We start from the raw sequence: 15,351 nt of genomic DNA, 5'->3' as shown, positions 1-15,351 counted from the left end.
GGCACCTTCTCGATCTCGGTGGTTGCGAACAGGAACTTGACGTGCTCCGGCGGCTCCTCGAGCGTCTTCAACAGGCCGTTGAAGGCCTGCTTCGACAGCATGTGCACTTCGTCGATGATGTAGACCTTGGTGCGGGCGGAGACCGGCCGGTAGCGGGCGTTTTCAATGATCTCGCGCACGTCGTCGATGCCGGTGTGCGAGGCGGCGTCCATCTCGATCACGTCGACATGGCGCGAATCCATGATTGCCTGGCAATGGACGCCAAGCTCGGGCATGTCGACGCTCGGGCGGTCGATCTTGCCGGGCACGGAATAATTGAAGGCGCGGGCGAGGATGCGCGCGGTCGTCGTCTTGCCGGTGCCGCGGACGCCGGTGAAGACGTAGGCCTGATGGATGCGCCCCGAGGCGAAGGAATTGGCGAGCGTGCGCACCATCGGCTCCTGGCCGATCAGGTCCTCGAAGCGCTGCGGGCGATACTTGCGCGCCAGCACCCGATAGGGCGCGGGCGCGGAGGCCGGCGGCTCGGCGGCAAACAGGGAATCGCTCATCGCCCCTCTCGCTCGCTCCGCTCGGATCGATGGTGTGGAAGCATCCTCGAAACTTGGGTGCCCGACGTCGGCGGATTGAGCTCAAGGCGAAGGTGGGAGGTTGGACAAAGACCCGCCCTGTCTCGTTAGGGCTGCTTCCTTCCGGACCTGACCCGGTTGGCGAGCGGTACGTCCTTCGCCAACCTCCCGCCCCCATGTGGACCAAAGGCGCGGCGGACGCAAGGGCGCGCCGAAGGAGAATTCCGGGTTTGCGCCTCTTTGGCGGCGCGGCCGCGACCGCGGATTTCGGACAGCGCTCCTTTGTTTTCAACAGCTTGCCCCTCGTTTCCTCGGGTTTGTGAGTCCGGGTCCAAACGTTTTCAAGGGGTTAGCGCCAGACGCGCGCAAGCCCGCCCGCCGCGGCCTCCAGTTTCATGTTTCAGGATCTTAAACGGCGCCGCCGCAACCCACGCGCATCGCTCCATGACGTTCCGCCCGTTCCCTTGGCTGTCGATTGACGTGCTACGCCGAAAACCCCATCTCTGGCCTCCATGACCGACGTCTCCATCCCCGCGGCCTTCGGCGCCGGACTGCTGTCCTTCGCGAGCCCCTGCGTGCTGCCGCTCGCCGCGCCCTATCTCTGCTATCTCGCCGGCGCGAGCGTCGAGGCGCTGGTCGACGGCGGCGAGCGACAAGCGCGGCGAAACATTCTCGTCACCGCGCTCCTGTTCGTCGCGGGTTTCACCACTGTGTTCGTGGCCTTCGGCGCCACCGCCTCGGCGCTCGGTGCGCTCTTTCGGGAGTGGAGCCACATTTTGTCGATCGCCGCCGGGATCGGCGTGATCCTGATGGGCCTCCACTTCTTGGGCGTGTTCCGGATCGCCGCGATGCTGCGCGAGGCGCGACTGACGATCGACCGCCCGGCCGGAGCGTGGAGCGCCTATTTCATGGGCATGGCCTTCGCGCTCGGCTGGACGCCGTGCATCGGCCCGATCCTAGCCACGATCCTCGCCGTCGCCGGCAGCCGCGACACGGTCGCGGCGGGCGCGGGCTTGCTCGCCGTCTACAGCCTCGGCCTCGGCCTGCCCTTTATCGCAGCCGCCGCGGCGATCGGCCCGTTCATGCGCGCCTCGACCGCGATCAAGAAGCGGTTCGGCGCGATCGAGAAGACCGTCGGCGTCCTGCTGGTCGGGACCGGGGTCCTGTTCCTGACCGGCGGCTTCCAGTCGATGTCGCTGTGGCTGATCGAAACGTTCCCGCAGTTCGGGCAGGTCGGGTAGCTGGAGAAAAATCAATCCTGCTATGCCGTCAGACCGCGCAACGCTTCCGCGAGGGCCTCGATCCGCAGCCCAACCGCCGACGCGCTCGAACGCAGCGCGGAAAGCTCCACTTTGTCCTCCTCGCCGGCGGCACCGCGGCCCAAGCGGGCGAGGAGTTGTCCGCGCCGGGCGATCGCGCTTGGATAGGAGAGCGGCTCCGGCGCCATGCGCGTGAGCAGCGCGTCGGCATGGCCCTCGGCCGCGTCCCAGTCTTCGGCGCGCAGCGCCCATTCGATCGCGTAGCGCCGAAACCAGAAATGATTGTGGCCGACGGCGCCTTTCGCCAGCAGGGATTCTCCCGCGGCCAGCGCGGCTCTTTGCGCTTCGGGGCTCTGTTCCGCGAGGGCCATGAGGCCGAAGACGATCGGCCCCACGAAGCCGGGACTTGTCGCCTCGGACGATTCGAGCGCCGCCCGCACGAGTGACAGCGCTTCCGCCGCGCGGCCCTCCACCAGCGCTCGCTCCGCGCATAAGGCGAGAATGATCGCCTCGTAGCGGCGGGCCTTCAGCCTGCACGCCTGATCCAGTGCGGCAGCCTGAATTTCGGCTGCTTCCAAATGGCGGCCGGCAGCCGTCAGACAGAGGCCGATCGACTGAAGCGCGAACATCTCCGCGTGGCTGTTTCCGATCCGGCGCGCCGTCTCGAGCGCGCGGCGCATGTCGTCGAGCGCGGCGTCGAACGCGCAGAGGTAAATCCGGCAATGCCCCATCATTGCCCGGTTCGGCACGGCGATGCGAGTCAACCCGGCGGCGTCGCAGAGTTCGACGCACTCGGAGAAGTGATCGAGGGCCGTCGCCATGCGGCAATCCATATACTGGGCGTCCGCAAGGCCGCTCAGCGCCCGGGCCCGCCACTCAGGCGAATCGAGGCCATTCGCGGCGTCCAGGGCCAACGCGTGCTCGTTGCGGCAGGCCTCGATCTCGCCTCGCGCGAAACGCAGATTGCCGCGAAGGTAGTGGATTTCGGCAAGCGCGCGACCGGCGCCGGCGCCGCGCGCCAACGGCTCGCCCTCGGAAAGCGCGGCGAAGGCGTCATCGATCTTTGCCAGCAGCCGATTGGCGGCGGCGCAGCCGATCAGCGCCCGCAAACGGTCGTCATCCGTTGCGCCCGCGGCAAGAGCCGACTGGTAGCCTTCGAGCGCGTCCGCGCCGCGGCCGGCGTCGAGTTGCAGGCCACCCACCTGCAGGGCGAGCGCGACGCGGTCGCGAGGTCCTACGGCGATGGCGAGACCTCGAAGGGCGAGCGCGGCCGCCTGATCCTGGCGGAACAGGGACGCCTGCTCCCTCGACGCCTCGAGGTAGGCCTGCGCCGCCTGAGGATCTTCGGCGAGATCGAGATGCTCGGCGCGCAGCACCGGGTCATCGAGGAAGACATCGGCGGCAGCCTTGTGAAGCTGCCGCCGCCTCGCTCGCGTCAGCGAAGCGTAAACGCCGTCCCGCACGAGGGCGTGGACGAACTGCAGTCCGTCGGCGACTAGCCGCAATAGCGCGTGGCGCAGGAGCGTGTCGCAGGCGTAGCGCAGATCGTCGACTAGCGCACGGAGGCTGGCGAGGGTGAAACGCTGACCGAGAACCGACGCCGCCTCGATGGCGCGCCGATCGTTGGGCGGGAGGAGATCGGTCCGCGCGAGCACGACGCTTTGAATCGTGCCCGGGAGCCTGCCGTCGACGAGATCGCCCGCGGTGCGCAAGAGCTGCTCGAGAAATAGGGGGTTGCCGCCGGCGCGCTCGACGCATTTGGCGGCGAAGACCTCGGCGGCCGGGAAGCTCTTGGCGATCCTCTCCGCCTCCGCCGGGGCGAGCGGCGCAAGGTCGATCGTGAGTTGCAAGCCGTCGCCGGCTGTCGCGCGCCAGCTTGCATCCAGTGGATCGCCGCCGATGCGCGTCGTCATGACAAGCGCTGTGCGGCTTTGCGTCGTCGCCCGCGAAAGGGCGGCGAGCAAAGCCAGCGTATCGTCGTCGGCCCAATGGACGTCCTCAACCGTGACGAGAAGCGGATTTGCTTTTGCGCGCGTGGCAATCAAATCGGCAAGGACGCGCTCCTTGGCGCGGGCGCGCGCCGTCCGATCGATCGCCTCGTAAAACGACCGATCGTCCTCCCGCTGCGGGACTTCGAGAAGATCGCGCAAGTAGAGGGAGTCGTCGCCCACCAGCCTCGCCGTGGCGATGGCCGCCGCGGCGTCGTCGAGCGAAGAGTCGCGCCCGAGGCCCAGCAGGCTCAGGACAATGGTGCGGATGGCTCCGTGGCCACGCTCAGTACCGAAGTCGAGCACCCATCCCATGTGGCGCTCGAAGCCGAGATCGGCGGCGATCGACTGCGCCTCTTCGACGAATCGGGTCTTGCCGATCCCCGGCTCGCCGCGTACGATCACGACCGCGCCGGACGAGCCGTCGCCGATCGCCGCGAGCGCGGCGCGGCATTGCGCGAGTTCGACACGACGGCCGACGAGCGGCGCGCCAGCCGACGCGGCGCGCCTCAATCCGATCAGCCGCCAGACGTCGACCGGTTTCTCGAGACCTTTGAGCGTCTGGGGGCCGAGCGGCTCGTAGTCCGCGGCATGGCTCGTTGCGCGGTGGATTTCCTCAGAGACGAAGGTCTCCCCAGCGCCGGCCCGATCGATGAGCCGCGCCGCGACGTTCGCGGCCTCGCCGGTAACGGTGTATCCGCGATGCCGGTCGCTGCCGACGGCGCTCGCGACCACCTCCCCCATGGCGAGGCCGACGTGGACGGCGAGCGGCCCGGACGCCGTCGCAAGCGTCGCCGGGACGGAGGTCTGTATATCGAGCGCCGCGCGGACCGCGCGCAACGCGTCGTCGCCGTGAGCGCGCGGCGCGCCGAAAAGCGTCATGGCGGCGTCGCCGATGTGCTTGTCGATCATTCCGCCGTATCGGTCGACGGCCGCGTCGACGACGGCGAAGAAGCGCTCGAGCAGAGAGTTGACGTCCTCGGGGTCAAGCTGCGACGAGAGCCGCGTATAGCCGACGAGGTCGCAGAACATGACTGCGACCGGCCGCCGGTCGCCGGCGGCGACCGCGTGGACTTCGACGACCGGGGCTTCGCTCTGCACGAGCGCCCGCCCGCAGCCCCCGCAGAACCGGTCGGATGGCTCGTTCGCGTAGCCGCAACCCTCGCACGCCATCGCGAGCGCCGCGCCGCAGGAGGCGCAGAACTTGCGGCCTTCCTTGTTCTCGAACTGGCAACGCGCGCAGCGCACAGGCGGAAGCCCCCGTCGGGAGGAGACGAAGACTAGCACAAGTCGTCAGCGCTCAGGAGGCGAATGAGGCGCGAGCGCCGCTGGCGCTCCGTTCGCCGCCGAAGCCTGCGCCTGGCCCTTGCCGCTCAACAAATTCCCAATAGGGTACGGCCGTCACCTTTTGGGGGGAATCGCGGGCGCATGAGTTTTCTCGACGAACTGGCGTTCGGGCCTGGGCGCAATTGGCGCGCCTGGGTTCGGGCGCTTTTGCTGCTCGTTGTGCTTGTCGCGCTCGCCGCTGCGATCCTCTACCTCACCGTCGCCGGCGACTACGCCTACCTGAAGGCCGCCGTCTATACCGGCGCGCCGACCGGCGAGTATCACACCGTCGGGGAACGGCTCGCGGCGCGCGCGCTCAAGAAGAACGGCCATCTCAAAGTCGTCGTCACGGCGGGCTCGGTCGAGAACATCAACCGACTCGTCGGCGAGAACGGGCGGTGCGAGCCCGCCTTCGCCTTCGTCCAGGACGGCGTGCCGCTGCCCGACGACGCCGGCCTGCAGACCCTCGGACGGCTCCCGCAGCCCGAGTCCCTGCTCCTCCTCGCCCGTCGGGGTCGAGCCATCGCCTCGTTTGAGGACCTCAAGGGCGCGACGGTCGGCATCGGTCCGGAAGGCTCCGGCACGGGCTTTCTCATGCAGCACCTTTTGGACAATTCCGACCTGAAGGACCTCGGGTGGAAACCGTCCAATTACGGCCTCGAGGCGCAGGCGACGCTGGTTCAGGCCAACCAGCTCGATCTCGCCGCTTTCGTCATGAACGAGAACGCCGAGTTGATCCGCAACCTCGTGGAGAAATACGACCTCGAGATCGTTTCGCCGCCCGGGATCGACGGCCTGACGGCGAGAGACCGCTGGCTGCACGTCGGCAAGATTCCCGCCGGCTACTACGACGTCGGCCGGCAGATTCCCGCGACCGACAAGGACGTCGCGCAAGTCGATACGCTGCTCATCACCAACGCCTGCGTCGGGCGGGCGCAGCGGGTCGCCTTCCTGAAGCTCTTGAGCGACGAGTTCCCCGCCTTTGTGCGGAGCAATCCGCCGCCCGCGGCGCGGTCCCAGGACGCGGCGCCGCTCGCGGACGAAGCGCGCGAATTCTTCGCCAACGGTCAGCCGGCGCTGCCGGACCGTTATTTCCCGCGGCTCGTGAACCTGATGTCGCCCGCCTACTGGATCTATCTGGCGATGGCGGTCACGGTCCTTTTGAACGGGACCGAGATCTACAGCCGCTTCCGGCTCTGGCGCATCGACGCCAACCGGGAGCTCCTCGAGGCCCGGCTCAAGGCGCTCGTGACGCCGCCCCTCACGCACGACCAGATCAAGGCGCTTCCGACCGGCGCGGTTCTCAAGTCGCCACAGGACCGCAACGCGGCGCAGGACCTCATGAAGGACCTCGAGGCGCTTCGGTCGCGCTGCGCCGCCCAGCTCCAGTCCTACGTGACGCCGATGGGAAGCGAAATGTACTATCGCTACCAGGAGTCCATGATGGTGGAGGCGATCGCGGCGCTTTCCACCCTGCTCTGTCGGTCGAACGGAAAGGGCGCCTCGTAACGGCGCCTCTAAGCGTCTTGGGCGGCCTCTCACCGCCCGATAAGCGCGAGACGCGCTGCCTCCATTGGAGCCGCGGCCCATCGGCGGAAAAGTCAGTCGCGGCCGTCGCCCGCAGGCAAAAGACCCAGCGCGTCGATCGCGGCGTTTCGTTCCCTCTCGGCGCGGGTCAGCGACCGCTCAAGCTCACCGGTGCTGGACTTGCTGCTGCCCGCGAGCACGACCCCGCCGATCAGCAGGGCGAGCGCGACCAACACGCGCGCCGGGGTGAAGGCGATGAAGCCAAGCACGAGCAGAAGCAGCACGAGCGGGCCGAGGACGGCGGCGGCGCGTCCCGCGGTCATCAGCCTACGGCTGCGCGCGATCGCGTCGTGAAGCTCGTCGATCCGCAGCTCCAGTTCTTCGATCCGCTCGGTCGGTTGCAACTCCGTCTCGATCATCGCTCTCCCATTTCGCCTCGCGCGGCGGTCGGATCAAGCCCTTGACGAACCGCCCGGCGGTTCGGTTCTCTCGCTCCCGCGCCGGAACCCGTCGCGCCAGTCGACACCCAAGGAATCGCCGCCCATGCCCCACCTGTTCAGTGAGTTCAAACTGCGCGACGTCGTCTATTTGAACCGCATCGGCGTGTCCCCGATGTGCCAGTATTCCTGCGAGGACGGACTCGCCAACGATTGGCACTTCGCCCATCTCGCCGCGCGAGCGGTCGGGGGCGCAGGGCTCGTGTTCACCGAGGCCGCGGCGGTTACGCCCGAAGGACGGATCTCGCCCGAGGATCTCGGCGCGTGGAGCGAAAGGCATTTCGAGCCGCTGGAGCGGATCGCGCGCTTCATCCGGTCACAGGGCGCCGTCCCCGGCGTTCAGCTTGCGCATGCTGGCCGGAAGGGCAGCGTGTACCGTCCCTGGTCCGGAAGCGGCAGCGTCCCCGAGGCGCAAGGCGGCTGGCGGACCGTCGGCCCGAGCGCCCTGCCCTTCGGCATGGGCTACGCAGCGCCCGAGGAACTGAGCGCCGATCGCATCGCGACGCTGGTGCAGGCCTTCGCCGCCGCCGCGGACAGGGCCTACGCCGCCGGGTTCCGCACCGTGGAACTGCACGCCGCGCACGGCTACCTCATCCACCAATTCCTGTCGCCGCTCAGCAACCGCCGAACCGATGGCTACGGCGGCGCGTTCGACAACCGCACGCGCTTCTTGCGCGAATGCGTCGAGGCCGTGCGGAAGGCCCTGCCGGAGCGTTGCCCTCTGTTCGTCCGCATTTCCGCGACCGACTGGGCGGAGGGCGGCTGGGATGTCGAGCAGTCGGTCGAGCTGGCGGGGATTCTGAAGAGCCTCGGCGTTGACGCCATCGACTGCTCGTCCGGCGGCAATGTCGAGCGCGCTGCGATTCCCGTCGGGCCGGGCTACCAGGTTCCATTCTCCGCCCGGATCCGGAAGGAGGCCGCGATCCCGACCGCCACAGTCGGCATGATCACCGCGCCCGCCCAGGCCGACCAGATCATTCGCAACGGCGAAGCCGACATTGCGCTTCTCGCGCGCGAGTTTCTGCGCGACCCCTATTGGCCGCTTCTCGCGGCGCGCGAACTCGGGCAGACCATGTCCTGGCCCTCGCAATACCTTCGCGCCGCGCCGCGCGAAGCGCCCGAGCGCGTCGCTGCTCATGAACTCGACTGACGGAGCCCTTCCGCTCCTGCAGCGGGAGCCACAGCCTCTTACTGCGTGCGCATCTTGCGTGCGTGTTCGGCGCCGGCGCGCGACCTCTCCCGGACCACGTTGCGCCGCGCGCGCATCTCGCTCCGGTGAGACCCGGTCGGCCTGTGCGCGCTCTGATGGGGCGTCGTCGGAGCCGTCGTCTGCGCGGAGACGGCGTAGGACGAGAGGGCGACGAGCGCGCCGAGTCCGGCGGCGGCGATCAGCTTGAACATCGAGTCTTCCCCGGCGGGCGTTGCGGCTTGAGACCTTACGGGAGTCGGACGCCCCGGCCAAGGGCCCGCGTTACGCGGGACTCGCGGAGGCGGCCTCGACGACATCAAGGTCGTCGATCTCTATCCAGACGAGTGTCGGAAACGGAACGACCGCCATCGCCGGGCCGAGGCGCGGAAGAACCTTGCGCCGGGTATAGAAGCGTACGCCTCCGACGACCTCGCTCTTGAGGCACAGGTTGGCGCCGGTCGCCCAGGAACCGATCGGCTCGGCGGTGTAGTCGTGGCGCACGAGGCGGCGTCCGGGGTCGATATGAAAGCTCTGGCGCCGGGAATGGGTCGGAATGCCCGGGCCGAACCGGACGTCCAATCGCAGGTTCCCGTCCCCCGCAGCGGGCGTCGCGCCGACGAGTTCAACGTCGTCGCGCTCGAGCAGAAACGGGAACGACAGGTAGTTCCAGAGCGCGTACCCGGCGAAGGTCAAGATGTCGAGCTTGTCCCAGTAGACCTGACTGACGACGCCGCTGAAATGGCTTCGCGGATCGCGTCGCTGCGCGACGAGTTGACCGCGATCGTCGTGGATCGCCGCGAGCGCGGGCGTCCAAGTCCCTCGCCAGCCGCGCCGAACAAAGTCGCCCAGGGTCACGGCGATATCGTGCGGCCGCACCTCGATCTTCAAATTTTTCAGCGCATTCGGCTGGCAGCGGGACTGGAAGGCAAGACCGCCAGACGACAGGGCCGCTCGAATCGCCCCGACGCGCCGCCACCGCTCGCGGCCGCCGTGCGCCTCGATCGTTTCGTTCAAAAGCTCCGCCGGCGTCACGCCCAAGGATCCGTCACGCCCGGCGCCCCCTTGAATGAGCGTCCATGACATCCATGCCAGATGGGTATGACGCCTTCAAAAACGCCGGCGAGGCGCATTCGGGCGCCGTCCGGCGTCATTCAGCGCGCGTTCGGCATGCCTTCGACACGCGTTCGGCGCTGGAATTGACCCCCTTATTCACCCGTGAATCGAGACTTTTCAACGCGTTGCACTCGAGTTCGCGAAAAAATGTTTCGGCGCGAATTGTTTTCGTCATGCGGCCCATCCCCGGGCAAGCGGCCGCGTCCCGTCCAACCAACAGGGCGTCGATCCGCTTGCGCTTCGTCTGAGACTCGCATGAAGCGATCATAGGGTAGCTTCTGCTTTTCCACAATCAAAAGCTGCGCCATACCGTCGGTCCCTTGTTTTGGGGGAAGAAAGGCGCCGCGCTCTCCACTCGCGTGAATGGGGTCTGGATCGGACCGCTCTTCGCGGCCTGCAACATAGATCACCTTTCTTACGCTATTGGACTCCTGCTCTCTTGGCGGGCAGGACCGAAAGGGAGCGCACGCCTTGAGCGCCGTGGATGAGAACGCCCTCAATGTCTGCGGTGGCGGATGGACCGGTGTGGAAGCAGGCGTAGCGCCGGGAGCGGAATTCCGGGCGCCGATACGCGTGATGCAGATTGACGACGTACTGCGACCATGCTCGGCGTGAGCGAGCGGGCGATCATCTTCACTACGACCGGTCATGAAGCGGCTCGACGCGATTCATCGAGCGGAGGCTGTCGCGGAAGGGCTGATCGGGATCCAGACGACTGAATCCCAACCGCGAACGCGGCCCCATTATTCCCATCATCGCCACCCGCGGCGCCTCACCCATCAGGGACCCCGCCTCATCGACAAGCGCAGCCCCCGGCGATGGTTGGCGTTGCGCGCTTGTCTGTGAGCGAATTTGAACTTTGGTTTGGGGCGTCCATACGAATACGTCACGAGAACCAACCTCGTTCTGATCCAGGGTCATCCTTCAATCGCATAACCTTCTTCTTGGTAACCTGAACTGGCGGCGCTGGTCGTCAATGCCGATGGGCGCCAAGGAGGAGAAGCAATGAAGACTCAAATCCTGTCGCTGGCGCTTAGCGTCGTCCTCGCGAGCCCCGCGACGGCGGCGTACGCGAGCGAGAACCCCTACCGACCGGTCCACAGCCATCGAACGGCCCATATTGTGAAAGTCTCCTCGCACTGGCGCGACCCGTTCAAACCCCGCACAACCAACGGGCTGAGCAGCAATCCCGACGCTTGCGCCAGTTACGGCTGCGTCGGCGCCGGCGGCGGCGGCGACTAGAGAGAGACGGGCAAGAGGCTATGGCGGCGCCCCCGGCGGCCGCGCCCAGCCAACCGCGCGATCTGCAGCGACGGCGCAGCGCGAGCAAGGTTCAGCGGCAACCGACCGCAATTCTCAACAGGAGCAAGAGCGATGCTTTCGAGACGCAATATTCTCGCGACAGCCGCCGCCGGCGCGATGTCGGCTGCGACGGCGCGCGCGGCCAGCTTCGGCGACCCCGATCAACCGGCCGAGGGCGCGGTGATCGTCACCAAGCCCAAAGCGCTGACTGACGCAGGGCCTCAGGACCCGGGTCTTGCCGGAAACGAACCCGCTTTCCAAAACCCGCCGGCGACCGACGTCAACGGCATGCCGCAGTTTTGGACCTCGTTCAATCTTGCTCCCAAGCGAATCCAGAACGGCGGCTGGGCGCGGCAGATTACATCGGATGACTTCAAAATTTCGTCGACGATCTCGGGCGTCAACATGCGGCTCGGCCCAAACGGAGTTCGGGAGCTTCACTGGCACCAGCAAGCGGAATGGGCGGTCGTGACTTACGGAAACTGCCGCATCACCATTATAGACCAGGACGGACGCCCACAGGTCGCAGATGTGACAGAAGGCGATCTGTGGTACTTCCCCGCCGGCCTGCCTCATTCCCTACAGGGTCTGGATCCCGATGGGACCGAGTTCGTGATCGCCTTCGATAACGGCGACTCGTCGGAATTCAACACATTGTTGGTGACCGACTGGCTCGCTCATACGCCGCCGGAGGTGCTCGCCAAGAATTTTTCGCTGCCCATCGATGCGTTCAAGAACATCCCTCTCCACAACAAGTGGATTTATCAAAGCAATGTCCCCGCGCCGCCGCTGGCGACGGTCGAAGCCCAGATTGCGGCGGCTGCAGGCAAGCCGCCAAATCCCTACATTTTCAGGCGCGCCGATTTCAAGCCCCTCGCGGATACGAAGAGCGGATCGGTGCGGCTCGCGGACAGCACCAACTTCCTGGTCTCGAAGACGATTGCCGCGACGGTGGTCACGATCAAGCCGGGCGGCCTCAGAGATATGCATTGGCATCCGAACGCCGACGAATGGAATTACTGGATCAAGGGCGAGGGACGCGTGACGGTCTTCAACACCGGGCCGCAGGCGATCACGGCAAACTTTCATCCCGGCGACATCGGCTACGTCAAGAAGGCGCTTGGGCACTATGTCGAGAACACCGGGGACACGGATCTTGTGTACATGGAGGTCTTCAGAGCGGATCGTTTCGAGGAAGTCTCGCTGTCCGATTGGCTGGCGCACAGCCCAATCGACATGGTTGCCGAGACGCTGAATATCGATCCGGGGCTCATCGCGCAGTTTCCAAAGAACCGACCAGACCTCGTCCCGGTTTGACCTCGTGCCTCAAGGAGCGATGCGAAGCCGGTGGGCGCTGCTTTCGGCGCCCGCTGGAGCGGAGCGTCCTTTTCCGACGCGTCGCCAAGGCGCTGCTCCTCAGAGGCTTGGGAATTACCCGCTTAATCTGGTCCGCTCGAATGCGCAGGCATCATGAAGCGAAAGATGGCGCCGCCGCTATTGTCGAACTGATTTCCGAACTCAAGGCGGAGCTGGTCGGCGAGGATCCCCGCAATGTCGAGCACTGCTGGGACAAGCTGCGCCGGCGCCACGTCTTTTCGGGCGCGCAGGAGGGCGTCTTTCTGATTGCGCTCAGCGGCATCGAGATCGCCTTGTGGGACCTGGCCGCCAAGGCCGCCGGCCAGGCGCTCTATCGCATGCTCGGAGGCAAGTTCCGCGACCGCATCCGTCTCTACGCCGATTGCGGCGACGGGGACGATCCTTCCGGCTCTCCTGAGGGCTGCGCCGCCCGCGCGCAACGCCTCGTCAATGAGGGTTTCACCGCCCTCAAGTTCGACATCGACGCGGTCCAGCACCCCGCCAAGTTCGACGCCGCCAACCACACCGCGAACGGCGCCGAGTTGAGGTCCATGGTCGAGCGCGTAGCGGCCGTTCGGAAAGCCATCGGGCCGGACGTCGACCTCTGCGTCGATCTGCACGCCCGCTACGACGTTCCCAGCGCCTGTCGCATCGCCTGGGAGATGGAGCCGTTCAAGCTGCTCTGGCTCGAGGAGCCGATACCGGCGGAGAACGTCGACGCGCTCCGTCAGGTGCGGGCGCGCAGCCGCACGCCGATCTGCGTCGGCGAGAATCTCTATCTGCGATGGGGCTTTCGCGAGCTCCTTCAGCAGCAGGCGGCGGACGTCATCATGCCGGACGTGCCGAAATGCGGCGGACGCGCAGAGAGCAAGAAGATCGCCAATCTGGCCGAGATCTACTACATCCCCTTCGCGCCGCATCTCGTCTCGACGCCGCTCGGCACCATGGCGACCTGCCACACCTGCGCCGCTGTCCCGAATTTTCTCGTGCTCGAGTGGCATGCGCTCGAGGAACGCGACGTCTGGGACAGCTATGTCTTCGCGCCCGACGGCTCGGGCCCCATCGTCAAGGACGGGCACATCAGCCTTCCGGACGCGCCGGGCGTCGGGGTCGAGCTCAACATGGAAAGCGTGCGCCGAAACGCCGCTCCGGGCTTCGGCGTCTTCGAGTGAGCGGCCCGCGCGAACCGCGTGTCTCGAGCAACCGAGGAGCACAACTGGCGGAAGTCTGTCAAAGACAGCCGCCCTCGGTAGCTTGGCGCCGATTGTCGATGCACGACCGGGGGCGTGATCGAAGGGATGGCCGTCAGCGGCGCGCCGCGATGACTGATAAGCGCGTGGTCACATGCCACTCGACCGTGCCCACAAGAGGCGCAAGAGTTCGCGCTCCCACGCGCTTCAGGCGTTGCTCAGGGCTTCGCTTGAGCTTCTCCGTCGCGGCACGACGAGGTTGGCGACCAGGACCTGCACGGGCTCGTCCTTCTGATTGAAGGTGGTCGAGCGCATCTTGACCAGGCCCTGTTCAGGGCGCGACTTCGACGGCCGCACCTCCAAAACCTCGCTCTCGACGCGAAGGACGTCGCCGGGCCGGACCGGGCGGGTCCAGCTGATTTCGTTGCCGGCGCCGATGACGCCTCCGGCCGGCTTAAACTCTCCGGTCACGAGGAGCCGCATGGTCAACGCGGCGGTGTGCCAGCCGCTCGCGGCGAGCCCGCGGAAGAACGACCCCTTCGCCGCTTCCTCGTCGAGGTGGAACGGCTGCGGATCGAACTCCGCCGCGAAAGCCTTGATCTCTTCGGCGTCGACGCGCGCGCGGCCCGAGCCGTATTTTTGGCCGACGGCGATATCCTCGAGGTAAAGCACAGTCATAAGTTGCTCCCGATGAAATGATGCGAAGTCCGCAAGGGCGGAAGTGTCAATGGCCGCCTGCCGCTCCGGCGCCGAGCGTTGTCTTGCGGGCGAACAGGAGCGCGATCGCGGCAGCCGCAAGCACGATGCCGATCACGGCGAACGTGTCGCTGAAGGCCATGATCAGCGCCTGTCGGTGGACGATCTTGCCGATCGCCGCCATCGCCTCGTGTTGGGCGGCGGCCCGGTCGACCGTCCCGTGCGATGCGAAATAGTCGGTGAGCCCGGCGATGCGCCGGCGGGTTTCGTCGCTGTAGAGCGTGATCGACTGCCCGATGACGTTGGAGTGGAACTGCTCGCGCTTGGTGAGGATGGTCGCGAGCGTCGCCGTGCCCGCCGCGCCGCCGAGATTGCGCAGCATGTTGGAGAGGCCCGACGCCGCGCCCGCTTCGCTCGGCGCGATGCCGGCCGTGGTGATGGTGCTGATGGGGGTGAGCACGAGCGCCTGCCCGATCGCGCGCACGATGTTGGGGATGAGGAACTGGTCGCCCGCGTTGTCGGCCGAGAGCGTGGTGTTCATGAAGCAGCTGGCCGCGAAAATCGCGATGCCGACAAAGCCGACGATTCTTGGGTCGGATCGCTTCATCAGGAACGGCACGAACGGGATGATGACGAGCTGCGGCAGGCCGGTCCAGGCGAGCACGTCGCCGATCTGCTCGGCGTTGTAGCCCTGGGCCTGCCCCAGATATTGCGGCAGGACGTAGACCGTTCCGAACAGCGCGAACCCGACCAGGATATTGGCCAGCACGCCGACGCCGAAATTGCGCCGCGTCAGCAGGCGCAGCCGGACCAGCGGCTTCTCGACCATGAGCTCGATGGCGACGAAGGCCGTAAGGAACACGGATGCGACGATCGCGAGGCGAAAGATGAAGGGCGAGGCGAACCAGTCGTCCTTGTTGCCCTCCTCCAGCACGGTTTGCAGGGCCGAGAGGCCGATCGCCATCGTCACGATGCCCGCCCAGTCGCCCTCCTTGAGCAGCGTGAGCCGCATCGGCTGGCGTTCGAGGGTCAGCGCGAGGGCGATCACCATCACCGCGCTCGGGACGGCGTTGATGTAGAAAATTGTCTGCCAGCCGTAGGTCTCGGTGAAATAGCCGCCGATGGTCGGCCCAATGGCCGGCGCGAAGGTCACGGAGATGGCGAACAGCGCCAATCCGATCGGCTGCTGAGCCTTCGGCAGCTTGGTCAGCACCATGGTGAACGCTATGGGGATCAGGATGCCGCCAGTGAAGCCCTGCAGGCCGCGCATGGCGATCATCGACCCGAGGTCGTGGGTGAAGGCGCAGGCGATCGAGAAGATCGGGAACAGGACGCCGTTCGC

The 15,351-nt window shown here is 66.6% G+C and carries 13 protein-coding genes and 1 other RNA gene; 6 read left to right on the top strand and 8 right to left on the bottom strand.

Translation table 11 applies throughout. The annotated features are described in order from the left end of the window. On the bottom strand, window positions 1-548 hold a 548-nt coding region (gene dnaX / locus ACLP25_RS01315), incomplete at its 3' end, for a DNA polymerase III subunit gamma/tau (RefSeq protein ID WP_442467449.1). A 91-nt stretch (window positions 549-639) separates the two neighbouring features. Next, window positions 640-736: signal recognition particle sRNA small type (gene ffs, locus ACLP25_RS01310), an RNA gene on the bottom strand. Between the two features lie 342 nt (window positions 737-1,078). Between ffs and ACLP25_RS01305 the strand changes: the two genes are divergently transcribed. Then, on the top strand, window positions 1,079-1,807 hold the full coding sequence (locus tag ACLP25_RS01305) for a cytochrome c biogenesis CcdA family protein (protein WP_442467448.1): 729 nt from the start codon (window positions 1,079-1,081) through the stop codon (window positions 1,805-1,807). Window positions 1,808-1,827: 20 nt separating this feature from the next. Here ACLP25_RS01305 and ACLP25_RS01300 read toward each other — a convergent pair whose 3' ends face one another. After that, window positions 1,828-5,061: an adenylate/guanylate cyclase domain-containing protein gene (locus ACLP25_RS01300; RefSeq protein ID WP_442467447.1), complete on the bottom strand. Its 3,234-nt coding sequence runs from the start codon at window positions 5,059-5,061 to the stop codon at window positions 1,828-1,830. A 180-nt stretch (window positions 5,062-5,241) separates the two neighbouring features. Between ACLP25_RS01300 and ACLP25_RS01295 the strand changes: the two genes are divergently transcribed. Further along, window positions 5,242-6,648: a TAXI family TRAP transporter solute-binding subunit gene (locus tag ACLP25_RS01295; protein WP_442467446.1), complete on the top strand. Its 1,407-nt coding sequence runs from the start codon at window positions 5,242-5,244 to the stop codon at window positions 6,646-6,648. Between the two features lie 92 nt (window positions 6,649-6,740). On the opposite strand, the gene ACLP25_RS01290 is transcribed toward ACLP25_RS01295, so the two are convergent. Next, window positions 6,741-7,085 carry a hypothetical protein gene (locus ACLP25_RS01290; RefSeq protein WP_442467445.1) on the bottom strand — a complete coding sequence of 115 codons (345 nt, stop codon included), beginning with the start codon at window positions 7,083-7,085 and terminating at the stop codon, window positions 6,741-6,743. Window positions 7,086-7,209: 124 nt separating this feature from the next. Here ACLP25_RS01290 and ACLP25_RS01285 point away from each other — a divergent pair, with 124 nt between their 5' ends. Continuing rightward, on the top strand, window positions 7,210-8,313 hold the full coding sequence (locus ACLP25_RS01285; protein ID WP_442467444.1) for an NADH:flavin oxidoreductase/NADH oxidase: 1,104 nt from the start codon (window positions 7,210-7,212) through the stop codon (window positions 8,311-8,313). Between the two features lie 38 nt (window positions 8,314-8,351). On the opposite strand, the gene ACLP25_RS01280 is transcribed toward ACLP25_RS01285, so the two are convergent. Together ACLP25_RS01280 and ACLP25_RS01275 are read right to left on the bottom strand one after the other, a co-directional pair. After that, window positions 8,352-8,564 carry a hypothetical protein gene (locus ACLP25_RS01280; protein WP_442467443.1) on the bottom strand — a complete coding sequence of 71 codons (213 nt, stop codon included), beginning with the start codon at window positions 8,562-8,564 and terminating at the stop codon, window positions 8,352-8,354. A gap of 70 nt (window positions 8,565-8,634) precedes the next feature. After that, a complete protein-coding gene (locus ACLP25_RS01275; RefSeq protein WP_442467442.1) occupies window positions 8,635-9,384 on the bottom strand; it encodes a hypothetical protein in 750 nt (249 codons plus the stop codon). Between the two features lie 1,086 nt (window positions 9,385-10,470). On the opposite strand from ACLP25_RS01275, the gene ACLP25_RS01270 reads away from it, so the two are divergent. The 3 genes from ACLP25_RS01270 to ACLP25_RS01260 all read left to right on the top strand — a co-directional run bounded on the left by ACLP25_RS01270 (window position 10,471) and on the right by ACLP25_RS01260 (window position 13,295). Further along, entirely contained in the window at window positions 10,471-10,707 is a 237-nt protein-coding gene (locus ACLP25_RS01270; protein ID WP_442467441.1) for a hypothetical protein, read from the top strand. A 132-nt stretch (window positions 10,708-10,839) separates the two neighbouring features. After that, a complete protein-coding gene (locus ACLP25_RS01265) occupies window positions 10,840-12,084 on the top strand; it encodes a cupin domain-containing protein (RefSeq protein WP_442467440.1) in 1,245 nt (414 codons plus the stop codon). 140 nt (window positions 12,085-12,224) lie between these two features. Beyond that, window positions 12,225-13,295: a mandelate racemase/muconate lactonizing enzyme family protein gene (locus ACLP25_RS01260; protein ID WP_442467439.1), complete on the top strand. Its 1,071-nt coding sequence runs from the start codon at window positions 12,225-12,227 to the stop codon at window positions 13,293-13,295. Window positions 13,296-13,520: 225 nt separating this feature from the next. Here the strand turns inward: ACLP25_RS01260 and ACLP25_RS01255 are convergent, their stop codons facing one another. Together ACLP25_RS01255 and ACLP25_RS01250 are read right to left on the bottom strand one after the other, a co-directional pair. Continuing rightward, window positions 13,521-13,991, bottom strand: a complete 471-nt coding sequence (locus tag ACLP25_RS01255) for a MaoC family dehydratase (protein ID WP_442467438.1) — start codon at window positions 13,989-13,991, stop codon at window positions 13,521-13,523. Between the two features lie 46 nt (window positions 13,992-14,037). Further along, on the bottom strand, window positions 14,038-15,351 hold a 1,314-nt coding region (locus ACLP25_RS01250; RefSeq protein WP_442467437.1), incomplete at its 5' end, for a DHA2 family efflux MFS transporter permease subunit.

The sequence above is a fragment of the Roseiarcus sp. genome, assembly GCF_052145395.1.
Taxonomy (GTDB): domain Bacteria; phylum Pseudomonadota; class Alphaproteobacteria; order Rhizobiales; family Beijerinckiaceae; genus Roseiarcus.
This window is presented reverse-complemented; position numbering and strand designations above follow the sequence as displayed.

Excerpts from the sequence above, each read along its gene's own strand:
- ACLP25_RS01290 (WP_442467445.1), bottom strand. The coding sequence starts at position 7,085 with ATGATCGAGACGGAGTTGCAACCGACCGAGCGGATCGAAGAACTGGAG.
- ACLP25_RS01265 (WP_442467440.1), top strand. The coding sequence starts at position 10,840 with ATGCTTTCGAGACGCAATATTCTCGCGACAGCCGCCGCCGGCGCGATG.
- ACLP25_RS01285 (WP_442467444.1), top strand. The coding sequence starts at position 7,210 with ATGCCCCACCTGTTCAGTGAGTTCAAACTGCGCGACGTCGTCTATTTG.
- ACLP25_RS01260 (WP_442467439.1), top strand. The coding sequence starts at position 12,225 with ATGCGCAGGCATCATGAAGCGAAAGATGGCGCCGCCGCTATTGTCGAA.
- ACLP25_RS01305 (WP_442467448.1), top strand. The coding sequence starts at position 1,079 with ATGACCGACGTCTCCATCCCCGCGGCCTTCGGCGCCGGACTGCTGTCC.
- ACLP25_RS01295 (WP_442467446.1), top strand. The coding sequence starts at position 5,242 with ATGAGTTTTCTCGACGAACTGGCGTTCGGGCCTGGGCGCAATTGGCGC.
- ACLP25_RS01270 (WP_442467441.1), top strand. The coding sequence starts at position 10,471 with ATGAAGACTCAAATCCTGTCGCTGGCGCTTAGCGTCGTCCTCGCGAGC.
- ACLP25_RS01280 (WP_442467443.1), bottom strand. The coding sequence starts at position 8,564 with ATGTTCAAGCTGATCGCCGCCGCCGGACTCGGCGCGCTCGTCGCCCTC.
- ACLP25_RS01255 (WP_442467438.1), bottom strand. The coding sequence starts at position 13,991 with ATGACTGTGCTTTACCTCGAGGATATCGCCGTCGGCCAAAAATACGGC.